General features: G+C 60.3%; 8 protein-coding genes. 6 read left to right on the forward strand and 2 right to left on the reverse strand.

Annotation, left to right across the window (positions count from 1 at the left end; translation table 11 throughout):
* The first annotated feature begins 2 nt into the window (after positions 1–2).
* Genes glgC through BM413_RS13385 form a run of 5 tightly spaced genes read left to right on the forward strand, consistent with a single transcriptional unit; the run spans position 3 to position 8,020 of the window.
* Positions 3–1,265: a glucose-1-phosphate adenylyltransferase gene (glgC, locus tag BM413_RS13365; protein ID WP_091913832.1), complete on the forward strand. Its 1,263-nt coding sequence runs from the start codon at positions 3–5 to the stop codon at positions 1,263–1,265.
* Between the two features lie 9 nt (positions 1,266–1,274).
* Positions 1,275–2,720 carry a glycogen synthase GlgA gene (glgA, locus tag BM413_RS13370; protein WP_091913833.1) on the forward strand — a complete coding sequence of 482 codons (1,446 nt, stop codon included), beginning with the start codon at positions 1,275–1,277 and terminating at the stop codon, positions 2,718–2,720.
* A 3-nt stretch (positions 2,721–2,723) separates the two neighbouring features.
* Entirely contained in the window at positions 2,724–4,352 is a 1,629-nt protein-coding gene (locus BM413_RS13375) for an alpha-D-glucose phosphate-specific phosphoglucomutase (protein ID WP_091913834.1), read from the forward strand.
* A gap of 14 nt (positions 4,353–4,366) precedes the next feature.
* A complete protein-coding gene (gene glgX, locus BM413_RS13380; RefSeq protein ID WP_244537859.1) occupies positions 4,367–6,367 on the forward strand; it encodes a glycogen debranching protein GlgX in 2,001 nt (666 codons plus the stop codon).
* 21 nt (positions 6,368–6,388) lie between these two features.
* On the forward strand, positions 6,389–8,020 hold the full coding sequence (locus tag BM413_RS13385; protein WP_091913836.1) for a beta-galactosidase BglA: 1,632 nt from the start codon (positions 6,389–6,391) through the stop codon (positions 8,018–8,020).
* Positions 8,021–8,024: 4 nt separating this feature from the next.
* On the opposite strand, the gene BM413_RS13390 is transcribed toward BM413_RS13385, so the two are convergent.
* A complete protein-coding gene (locus tag BM413_RS13390; protein ID WP_091913837.1) occupies positions 8,025–9,770 on the reverse strand; it encodes a TadG family pilus assembly protein in 1,746 nt (581 codons plus the stop codon).
* On the reverse strand, positions 9,770–10,183 hold the full coding sequence (locus BM413_RS13395; protein ID WP_244537868.1) for a TadE/TadG family type IV pilus assembly protein: 414 nt from the start codon (positions 10,181–10,183) through the stop codon (positions 9,770–9,772). The genes BM413_RS13390 and BM413_RS13395 overlap by 1 nt, the downstream gene beginning before the upstream one ends.
* Before the next feature lie 403 nt (positions 10,184–10,586).
* On the opposite strand from BM413_RS13395, the gene BM413_RS13400 reads away from it, so the two are divergent.
* Positions 10,587–12,179: a peptide ABC transporter substrate-binding protein gene (locus tag BM413_RS13400; RefSeq protein ID WP_091914066.1), complete on the forward strand. Its 1,593-nt coding sequence runs from the start codon at positions 10,587–10,589 to the stop codon at positions 12,177–12,179.
* Positions 12,180–12,227 lie beyond the last annotated feature (48 nt).

Below are 12,227 nucleotides of genomic sequence, written 5' to 3' on the forward strand. Positions count from 1 at the left end.
CCATGGATACGAAAAGACCTCAACCGCTGGCGCGTGATGCCATGGCCTATGTGCTGGCCGGCGGCAGGGGTAGCCGGCTCAAGGAGCTGACCGACCGGCGGGCAAAGCCCGCGGTCTATTTCGGCGGCAAGACGCGCATCATCGATTTCGCGCTTTCCAACGCGCTGAATTCCGGCATCCGCCGCATTGGCGTTGCCACGCAATACAAGGCGCATTCGCTGATCAGGCATCTGCAGCGGGGCTGGAACTTCTTCCGGCCGGAGCGAAACGAAAGCTTCGACATTCTGCCGGCGAGCCAGCGCGTCTCGGAAACCCAGTGGTATGAGGGGACGGCCGACGCGGTCTACCAGAACATCGATATCATCGAGCCCTACGGACCGGAATACATGGTCATCCTGGCCGGCGACCACATCTACAAGATGGATTACGAACTGATGCTGCGCCAGCATGTCGACGCCAAGGCGGACGTGACCATCGGCTGCCTTGAAGTGCCGCGCATGGAAGCGGTCGGCTTCGGCGTCATGCATGTCGACGAGAAGGACAACATCATCTCCTTCATCGAGAAACCGGCCGACCCGCCCGGCATTCCCGACAAGCCGGATTTCGCGCTCGCCTCGATGGGCATCTATGTCTTCAAGACGAAATTCCTGCTGGATCAGTTGCGGCGCGACGCCAACGATCCGGATTCCAGCCGTGACTTCGGCAAGGACATCATTCCCTATATCGTCCAGCACGGTAAGGCGGTCGCGCATCGCTTCAACAAATCCTGCGTGCGGTCGTCGGCGGAAACGCAATCCTACTGGCGCGACGTCGGAACCATCGACGCCTATTGGGAAGCCAATATCGACCTGACCGACATCACGCCTGAACTCGATCTCTACGATCGCGACTGGCCAATCTGGACCTATGCCGAGTTGAAACCGCCGGCAAAGTTCGTCCACGATCAGGATGGCCGGCGTGGTTCGGCGATATCTTCGCTGATCTCGGGCGATTGCATCGTATCGGGCGCTACGCTGCGCCGAAGCCTCATTTTCACCGGGGCCCGGATCAGTTCCTATTCCACGCTCGACGATGTGGTGATGCTGCCCGACTGCAAGGTTGGCAGAAACGCCCATCTGAAGCGGGTCGTCCTCGATCACGGCGTGGAAATTCCCGAAGGGCTCGTTGTCGGCGAGGATCCGGTGCTTGACGCAAAACGTTTCAGAGTGTCGGAAAAAGGCATTTGCCTGATAACGCAGGACATGATCGACAGGCTCGAAACCTAGGGTATTCGCATGCAGGTGCTTTCCGTCACGCCGGAGATTTTTCCGCTGGTCAAAACCGGCGGGCTTGCCGACGTGACGGGCGCGCTGCCGCTGGCGCTGGCGGAGCAGGGCGTTGCTGTGCGCACGCTGGTGCCCGGCTATCCGGCGGTGATGGGCACCTTCAAGAAGAAAAAGGCTCTGCTGGCCTACCCGGAGCTACATGGCGGCAAGGCTTCGGTGCATGCCGCGACCATTCTCGGCCTCGATCTTCTCGTGCTGGACGCACCGCATCTGTTCGACCGTGTCGGCGGGCCTTACGGTGACGCGACCGGCGCGGACTGGCCGGACAACTGGCGAAGATTCGCGGCATTGAGCCAGGTCGGCGCCGATATCGCAGCGGGTGCGATCCCGGGTTACGCGCCGGATATCGTGCATGCCCATGACTGGCAGTCGGCGATGACGCTGGCCTATATGCGCTACGGCAAGGCAAGTGGCGTTCCCTCGGTCATCACCGTCCACAACCTCGCCTTTCAGGGCAGCTTTGCGGCATCGATCTTTCCGCAGCTCGGTCTGCCAGCCAACGCCATGTCGCTCGACGGCGTCGAATATTATGGCGGCGTCGGTTTTCTCAAGGCGGGTCTTCAGGCCGCTTGGGCGGTCACCACGGTCAGCCCGACCTATGCCCAGGAAATTCGCTCGCCGGCTTTCGGCATGGGGCTGGACGGGCTGATCAATCTGCGCGCCGGCGACCTGCACGGCATCGTCAACGGCATCGACACCGATGTCTGGAACCCGGCGACCGACCATCATCTAGCCGCGACCTACACCGCGAAAACGCTGAAGGCTCGCGCCGCCAACAAACGCGCGGTGGAAGAACGCTTCAACCTCGATCATGACAACAGTCCGATCCTCTGCGTGGTCAGCCGGCTGACCTGGCAGAAGGGCATGGACGTGCTGACGTCGACGCTGGATGATCTCATCGCCTCCGGCGCGCGGCTTGCCGTGCTCGGCTCGGGCGATCAGGGGCTCGAGGGCGCATTGCTGGGGGGTGCCGCGCGCCATCGTGGGCGGGTCGGCGTCGTTGTCGGCTATGACGAGGGGCTGTCGCATCTGATGCAGGGCGGCTGCGATGCGATCCTCATTCCGTCGCGTTTCGAGCCCTGCGGCCTGACCCAGCTTTACGGCCTGCGCTATGGCTGTGTGCCCATCGTTGCCCGCACCGGCGGCCTTGCCGACACGATCATCGACGCCAATGAGGCAGCACTTGCGGCTGGCGTGGCAACAGGCTTCCTGTTCGAGCCGGAAAGCGGCGACGCATTCCGACATGCTATTCGCCGCGCGGTAGCAAACTATGCCGAGCCTGCGCTCTGGTCCTCGATCCAGCGGCAGGGCATGAAAGCCGATGTTTCCTGGGATCGAAGCGCGCAGAAATACGTTCAGCTCTATCGATCGTTGACTTCCAAAAGGACTGCCTGACGCATGACGACAACTGTCGCGACAAAACCTTTCGCCGACCAGAAACCCGGCACATCCGGCCTGCGCAAGAAGGTGCCGGTGTTCCAGCAGCCGCATTATGCCGAGAATTTCATCCAGTCGGTGTTCGATTCGCTGGAAGGGTTTCAGGGCAAGACGCTGGTGATCGGCGGTGACGGCCGCTACTTCAACCGCGAGGTCATCCAGACGGCGATTGCCATGGCCGCTGCCAACGGCTTCGGCAAGGTTATGGTCGGGCAGGGCGGTATCCTGTCGACGCCGGCCGCCTCGCACGTCATCCGCAAATACAAAGCATTCGGCGGGTTGATCCTGTCGGCCAGCCACAATCCCGGCGGCCCGCACGAGGATTTCGGCATCAAATACAATATCGGCAATGGCGGCCCGGCACCCGAAAAGATCACCGACGCGATCTTTGAGAAGTCGAAGACGATCTCGCGCTTTCTCATCGCCGATATCGGCAAGGTCGATATCGACACGATCGGCAAGTCTGATGCAGCGGGGATGATTGTCGAGGTCATCGATCCCGTCGCCGACTATGCCGAGCTGATGGAAACCCTGTTCGATTTTGATGCGATCCGCAAACTGTTCAAGTCCGGCTTCCGCATGCGTTTCGACGCCATGCATGCCGTGACCGGGCCCTACGCCAAGGAAATACTGGAGAAGCGCCTCGGCGCGCCCGACCACACAGCGCGGAACTATCACCCGCTGCCCGATTTCGGCGGTCATCACCCCGACCCCAACCTCGTTCACGCCAAGCATCTCTATGATGAGATGATGGGACCTGACGCGCCCGATTTCGGCGCGGCGTCCGACGGCGACGGCGACCGTAACCTGATCATCGGCAAGGGCATCTTCATCACGCCTTCGGATTCGCTGGCCATGCTGGCGGCCAATGCGCATCTGGCGCCGGGCTACAAGGCGGGTCTGAAAGGCATCGCGCGCTCCATGCCGACCAGCGGTGCGGCCGACCGCGTTGCCGAAAAGCTCGGCGTCGGCATGTATGAGACGCCGACCGGCTGGAAGTTCTTCGGCAATCTGCTCGATGCCGGCATGGCGACGATCTGCGGCGAGGAAAGTGCAGGCACCGGCTCCGACCATGTGCGCGAAAAGGACGGGCTCTGGGCGGTGCTGCTGTGGCTGAACATCCTGGCGGTGCGCGGTGAGAGCGCCAAGGACATCGCCACCAAGCATTGGGCGACCTATGGCCGGAATTACTATTCGCGCCATGACTATGAGGAAGTCGAGTCCGACAAGGCCAATGCGCTGGTGGACGAGTTGCGCGCCAAGCTGGCGAGCCTGCCTGGTACGACGGTGCGCGGCCTGAAGATCGAGAAGGCCGACGATTTCGCCTATCACGATCCGGTCGACGGCTCGGTCAGCAAGAACCAGGGCATCCGCATCCTGTTCGAAGGCGGCTCGCGCGCGGTAATTCGCCTGTCGGGCACAGGCACCTCGGGCGCGACGCTGCGGCTCTATGTCGAGCGCTATGAGCCCGATCCGAAGCGTCATGATCTCGATACGCAGGAAGCGCTTGCCGATCTGCTCGGTGCCGCCGATGATATTGCCGGCATTCGCGCGCATACGGGGCGCAAGGGGCCGAGCGTCATCACCTGATGGGATCAGCGGATTTGAACCGTCCGGCGCCGCGTTTCGGCGCCGATATAGGCACGGACGGCATTCGCTTTTCCGTGTGGTCGGGCGCTGCCCGGCGCGTTTGGGTGTCGATCTTTGACGAGGATGGTGCGCGGGAACTGCAGCGCATCGAGCTTGAACCGCAGGGTGACGGCGTCCATTCGGTTTTCCTGCCCGGCCAGAAATCCGGTACGCGCTACGGCTTCCGGGCTGATGGAGACTATGCGCCGGAGCAAGGCCTGTGGTTCGATCCTGACAAGCTGCTGATGGACCCTTATGCGGTTGCCGTTGACCGGTCCTATGTCTTCGACCAGCGTCTTTCGGCGCGGCGAGGCGAGGGCGGCGATACGGCTCCGCTGATGCCGAAGGCCGTGGCAACGGCTCTTCCCGAGCCGGTTTCGCCCCATCCGCCGCTCTTCAAACCGGGTGGCCTGATCTACGAAGTCCCGGTTCGCGCCTTCACCATGCTGCACCCGGAAATCCCCAAGGAGCAGCGTGGCGCGATTGCAGCACTCGCCCATCCCGCGATTGTTAAACATTTTCAAAAGCTTGGTGTCGGCGCGGTGGAACTGATGCCGATCACTGCCTGGATCGACGAGCGTCACCTGCCGCCGCTCGGACTCAGTAATGCGTGGGGCTACAATCCGGTGACCTTCATGGCGCTCGACCCGCGTCTTGTTCCCGGTGGCATCGCAGAACTGCGCGAGACGGTGGCCGCGTTGCGCGAGGCAGGTATCGGGGTCATCCTCGATCTCGTCTTCAACCACACCGGCGAGAGCGATGAGCTTGGCCCGACGCTGTCGCTGCGCGGGCTGGATAATCAGGCCTACTACCGGCATGAATTCGATGGCCGGCTGGTGAACGACACCGGTACGGGGAACACTCTGGCCTGCGACCGCCCCATCGTTGAGGAGATGGTGCTCGATACGCTCCGCCATTTCGTCCGTCATGCCGGCGTCGATGGTTTTCGTTTCGATCTTGCCCCCATCCTCGGACGGACGGAAAGCGGTTTTGACGCCGATGCGCCTTTGCTCAAGGCCATGAACGAAGACGCCGAACTGGCCGACCGGGTGATGATCGCCGAGCCGTGGGATATCGGGCCGGGCGGCTACCAGCTCGGAAACTTCAAGCCGCCCTTTCTCGAATGGAACGACAAATACCGCGACGATATCCGCCGTTTCTGGCGTGGCGATCGCGGCATGATCGGCGCGCTGGCGACGCGGCTGGCTGGGTCTTCCGATGTGTTCTCGGGCGCGCAAACCAGCAGCGTCAATTTCATCGCCGCCCATGACGGCATGACACTGGCCGACCTGACCGCCTATGAGCGCAAGCACAACGAGGCCAATGGCGAACGGAACCGCGACGGCCACAACGAGAATTTGTCGTGGAACAACGGGGTCGAGGGTACGACCGAGGACCCGAAGATAATCGAGCAGCGCCGGCACGATTTGCGCGCTCTGCTCGCTACCCTGTTCGCCTCGCGCGGCACCATCATGCTGACCGCTGGCGACGAATTCGGCCGCACCCAGCGCGGAAACAACAACGCTTATGCTCAAGACAACGAGATAACCTGGCTCGATTGGGCAGGACGCGACATCGCGCTTGAAGATTATGCTGCGGCGCTCGCCATGTTGCGCAAAACGCATCCCGGCTTGCGCCAAGTCAATTTTCTGACCGGAAAACCGACTGCCGGTTTAGATATTCCCGATGTCCAATGGCTTGCCGAAAACGGGGATGAATTTGATGAGCACAGCTGGAACGACCCGGAACGTCGGCGGCTCACCATCGTGCTCGGTCAGGGTGATGGCATTTCAGGCCGCATCGCAGTGCTGAGCAACGGCGATCGCCGCGCGACCACATTTTCACTGCCTGCGCGCGACGGTTTCCAATGGCGCCCATTGCCGCCATCGAATGATATGCGTGTTGTGGAAAACGGCCTGCTTGTCAGCGGGCGCTCGCTGGTGTTTGTCGATGAAATAAAGGTCGACATTTCCTAAGTTTTTTCAGAGGAGTTGCGGATGACAAGCACGGTCAATAGCGATTGGTGGCGCGGTTGTGTTGTCTATCAGGTCTATCCGCGCTCCTTTCAGGACACGACCGGCGACGGCAGCGGCGACCTGAAAGGCATCACGCAGCGCATCCCCTACATCGCCTCGCTCGGCGTCGATGCGATCTGGCTGTCGCCGTTCTTCAAGTCGCCCATGGCCGATATGGGCTACGACGTTTCCGACTATTGCGCCGTCGATCCGATGTTCGGCACGATCGCGGATTTCGATGCGCTGATCGACGAGGCGCACAGTCATGGGCTGAAGATCATCATCGACCAGGTGCTTTCGCATTCGTCCGACCGGCATCCATGGTTTGTCGAAAGCCGGGCGAGCCGGGACAATCCGAAGGCCGACTGGTATGTCTGGGCCGACGCAAAGCCGGACGGAACCGCGCCCAACAACTGGCTGTCGATCTTTGGCGGGCCGGCGTGGGAATGGGATTCGACACGCCGGCAATATTACCTGCACAATTTCCTCGCCTCGCAGCCCGACCTCAATTTCCACAACCCGGATGTGCAGGCGGCGCTGCTGGAGACGGTTCGCTTCTGGCTGAAGCGCGGTGTCGACGGTTTCCGGCTGGATACGGTGAATTTTTATGTCCACGACAAGCTGCTGCGCGACAACCCGCCGATGCCGCAGGGCGTCGTCACCGACATTCCCGACACTAACCCTTACGGCTATCAGGATCATCTCCATGACAAGACGCAGCCGGAAAATCTGGAATTCCTGAAGCGTTTTCGCGCGCTGCTGGACGAATATGGCGGCCGCGCTGCGGTCGGCGAGGTGGGCGACGGCACGCGCTCGCTGCAGACGGTGGCAGCCTATACCGGCGGCGGCGACAAGCTGCAGATGTGCTACACCTTCGACCTGCTCAGCCCCGAATTCTCGGCCGAGCATGTGAAGAAGAGCGTGCTTGCCTTCGAAAATGCCGTGAAGGACGGCTGGGTCTGCTGGGCTTTTTCCAACCACGATGTCCCCCGCCACATTTCGCGCTGGGCCCAGCCTGGCGGCGACACCGATGCTGTGGCGAAGTTCGCCATAGCACTGCTCTCCTGCCTGCGCGGCTCGATCTGTCTCTATCAGGGCGAGGAGCTCGGACTTGAGGAGGCGGATATCGCCTTCGAGGATCTGCGCGATCCCTACGGCATCCGCTTCTGGCCTGGTTTCAAGGGCCGGGATGGCTGCCGCACGCCGATGGTTTGGGAATCAGCCGCGACCAATGCAGGCTTTTCCTCGGGAAAGCCGTGGCTGCCGGTGCCGGAAAGCCATCGTGAACGGGCAGTCGACGTGCAGGAACGTGCAGCATCTTCGGTGCTGGCGCACTACCGCGCTGTTCTGGCTTTCCGGCGCGAGCATCCGACGCTTGCCAGCGGCAGCATAGAGTTCCTCGATGCCGAGGGCGACGTCCTGGCTTTCCTGCGCGAAGCAGGAAACGAGAAACTGCTGTGCGTGTTCAATTTTGCGGAAGGACCGGCGGTGTGGAAACTGCCGGCGGAACTCGGAGCGGTGACGGCACTGGCGCTTCCCGGTTCGCAGGCAAGGCTTGACGCCGGTGGCGTCTCCCTGCCGGCGCTAGGTACTTTCGTCGGGCGATTGGATTAACCCGCTATTGCACCAGCACTGAACGTCCGCAGGTCGCGCCGTTGACTTGCACGTCTGCCTCTCCAACGCGGACGCCAAGCATCGTCAGCACATTGTAAAGCAAAGTGTCCAATCCGGGCGTAACGGCACCGAGTGTGTCACCGAGTGATTTCGTTACACCGGTGGGCACTCCGACCGGGATAATATCAAGCAACCTGGCTTCCAGTTTCAAATCGCCGAGCAGCGATTTGACAAGAGATGTGGTGAGATCGCGTGTCGAGACCTTCTGAATGGCCCGATCCTTGATCTGTTGATTGGTGAAGGTGAGCGTGGTGACGTTTTGGTTGTCGATTGCGGCGCGCGCCTCGACCCAAATGCTGACAAGCCCTACGAAGAGCACCTGCAAACTCACCACTTTCGTTTTGTCGCCTTTCGGCTTGGTACGGAAATCCTGCATTGCCGCGCTGCTGATGTCGGCAATCCGGATTTCAGCGACGCCTGGTCGGGCCGCAATCTTGACACGACGGCTGTCTGGTCCCGTTGGACAACTGATCTCTGTTAGGCTTGCTTCCGCATAGGCGAGGTCGGCATAGATGGGAAGGGTGATGAGCTGACCTACAAGGGGTTCCAGCCCTCCGCCAATACCGATTATCAACTTGATGCGTGTTTGGGCAGTACGAACGACTGCGCCGGTTTCGCCAATGGTATACCATGGAGAAGATTGTGGCGGTTCACCGATAGCCATGTCCAATTTGGCGGATGCCAAGCCAAGCACGCTGACGTTGAGATCTAGACCCAGTTGCTTCTTTCCATCGGCCATGACCAGGCCGGCCGTCAGCATCTGCAGGACGTTGACATCTGCAGAAAGGCCTGCCGGTCTTTGGCCAAGCCCCAGGCTGGCCGCCGAACCAAGGCCCAAAACTTTCTTCAACGGTACCGTCACGTTGGCGGAAGCCACTCCGGCGATCTTCTCGAGAGCAACTTTCGCAGCATTCTGCTGGCCGGGAATAGCGGCCATCGCCGAGACGATTTGGCCAACGGTCGCAGTTGAATTCAGTACATCCGAATAGGTGCCGGCCTTGATGTTCAGTTTTGTCGCCAGCGAATCCAGGAATGAGAAAACGCTGACGTCGGCACTGAGTAGCGCATTGTAATCCATGAGGCTCAAATTCACATTGCCGCCGACAAGTCCGGTCAACAAGGAGTTGAGGACACCGCCATCGAGAGACGCCAGCCGCGAGCCGACGGAGAACGCCGCTTCCGTCTTGGTTCCGGCTATTGCCTGTGTGGCAATAGTCGGTGGCGCAATGAGTGCGCCGGCGAAATAGCGTGCGCCGGTTTTCTTGAATGTGACTTTGACTGCATTGTAGGGCTGCGTGCCAGCCTGAAAGCGTGTTCCAACCGCCGCCGACGCGTTGGCAACATAGCGGCCGGGCGTTATCGTAACAGTTGGCTTGATGCCGTTGACCCCTGCGGGTGGTTGCGTGCCGACGCTGCCGACGACAATGTCGGTGATGCCGTTGTCGCGAAAGGTGGCGGTGACGGCGGCTTCTGCCTTCGAGAGATTGGCAGCCGCTGTAATTGCAGCGATATCAACCAGAGATTGTGCTTCGCGGCGCTCGGAATACAAAGAAGCTTCGTCGATGGCAACGGCCGCTATAACCACCGCAACCGGCATTGTTAGCGCAGTCATAATGGCGATATTGCCTGAAATACTCGAACAAAAACTTTTTCCAAAAAATATTTTTCGTACCTGCGCGCAGTATTGCATCAGATCCCCCCGACGCGGATTGTCGATTGACGGGAAATGGTCATGCCGGGCAGTGGCAGACCTTTGAACAACTTCCAGATTGGCAGGGTGCTTGCGTCATATTGCACCGCCACCACGAACTGACTGCCGTCAGCAGCGCTATCGCGTGCGTTGACGGTCACCTTTTTGGGATCGACGAAGGGATAGCCGGACGCATTGAGGCGAATGAAGTTTGTGGCGAGCGTGCTGCGCTCTGTGGCGTTCAATCCAGCGATCGCTGTACGGGCCGCGTCGGCGGCAAGTTGCTGAACGGAATGGCTGGCCCCGAAGTATATGCCATACGCGGCCATGCCAAGAAAAAGCATGATGAAGATGGGAGCAAGGAGGGCGAATTCGACCGCCGAAGTCCCCTTCCGGTCTCGCAGCAGACTCAAACTGATGTGAGCCCGTGCCTGTGATAGTTCTTTATTGTCGTCCACGCCGTTCACCATCGAAAGCTGTGGGACACTGCTATATTTCAACTTCTATAATGTAACCTATGGTTGTTTAAGGAACGGTTAAGTCCTGTGACCTTTTTGGGGAGAACAATTCTTCATCGGCAAACGTTTTGTTGCACTTGCAGGGCCCGTGACCACGTGCGGCGACTTCTTGCGACCTTCCTTTGGGTGACCCTCAGAGCCTGTTGAAATAAAATTACTCCGTCGCTAGTGTCAGCTCCCAGAACGGCGGCCGAAGAGACCGCTGGCTCGCTCAACGAGGCGGGAACGAGTTCTGCCTTGGGGCTTAACTGGCAATTTGTCGACGCTGAGGGGCGACGACATTCTGGGAGTGACGAAGATGCTGAAGAAATTTCTGAAGGCGACGGTATTTGCCGTAAGCCTGTCGATGGCGGGCGGCATGATGATAGCCCCCTCCTTGGCCGAGGTTGTTTATAACCGCGGCAGTGCCGCCGAGCCGGAATCGCTGGATCCGCATAAGACCTCGACCGTTTATGAAGCCCACGTTCTGCGCGACATGTTCCTGGGCCTGGTGACGGAAGATGCGAAGTCGGAGGTCATTCCGGGTGCAGCTGAGAGCTGGACCGTGTCGGATGACGGCACCGTCTACACATTCAAGCTGCGCAGTGGCGCAACATGGTCGGACGGCAGCCCGGTGACGGCCGAGGATTTCGTCTACGCGTTCCAGCGTCTTCAGGATCCGAAGACCGCGGCTGAATACGCCTCGATGCTGCAGAAGGTGAAGAACGCCAAGGAAGTGAATGCCGGCAAGATGAAGCCGGAAGAACTTGGCGTGAAGGCAATCGACGCCAACACGCTCGAGATCACCCTGGTCGCGCCGACGCCATACTTTCTCGAGGTGTTGACCCACCAGTCGACATACCCCGTCAGCAAGGCGGCGATCGAGAAGTTCGGCGCCGATTGGGTCAAGCCGGGCAATCTCGTTTCCAACGGCGCCTACACGCTGGCCGAGTGGGTTCCGAACGACCATATCAAGCTGGTCAAGAACCCGAAGTTCTACGACGCCGCCAACGTCAAGATCGACGTCGTCAACTACATCCCGACCGAAGACCGGTCATCGGCGATGAAGCGCTACGAGGCTGGCGAACTCGACAGCTATGACGATCTGCCCACCGAACAGCTCACCGACCTGAAGGCAAAGTTCGGCGATCAGGTCCGCGTCGCGCCGTATCTCGGCACCTACTACTACGCGATCAAGACCAGCAAGGCGCCGTGGGACAATGTCGAGCTGCGCAACGCCGTTTCCATGGCCATCGACCGTGATTTCCTCGCCGAGAAGGTGTGGAGCAACTCCATGGCTCCGGCCTATTCGATGGTGCCTTCAGGCATCGAAGGCTACACGACCTCGCCAGCCGCTTTCGCTGAAGAATCGCAGATCGACCGCGAGGACGCGGCCAAGAAGATCCTTGAGAAGCTCGGCTACGGCCCGGACAAGCCGCTGAAGATGGAAATCCGCTACAACACGTCGGAGAACCACAAGAACACGGCGGTCGCCATCCAGGAGCAGCTCAAGCCGCTCGGCATCGAGGTGACGCTGCTCAACACCGACACCAAGACACACTACGGCCACCTGGAGCAGAAGGGTGACTTCGACGTAGCGCGCGCCGGCTGGATCGCCGACTACAACGATCCGGAGACCTTCCTCGAAATCTCGCGCAAGGCCGATGGCCACAACTACTCGGATTACGACAGCCCGAAATTCGAAGAGTTGATGAATGCGGCAACCGCTGCAGGCGGCAAGCCCGAGGAACGCTTCAAGCTGCTGAGCGAAGCGGAAAAGGTGTTGATCGATGATGTCGGCAACATCCCGCTGCTCTACTACAACTACCACAACATCGTGTCGCCGAAGCTCGCAGGCTTCGAGGACAATGTGATGGATCGGCATCCGTCGCGTTTCATCAGCAAGGAATAGTCCCGCCACAGCCGACCCGCCGCTTCCCGCCTGGGGAAGCGGCGGCTT

Source organism: Mesorhizobium sp. YR577, from assembly GCF_900116595.1.
Taxonomy (GTDB): Bacteria; Pseudomonadota; Alphaproteobacteria; order Rhizobiales; family Rhizobiaceae; genus Mesorhizobium_M.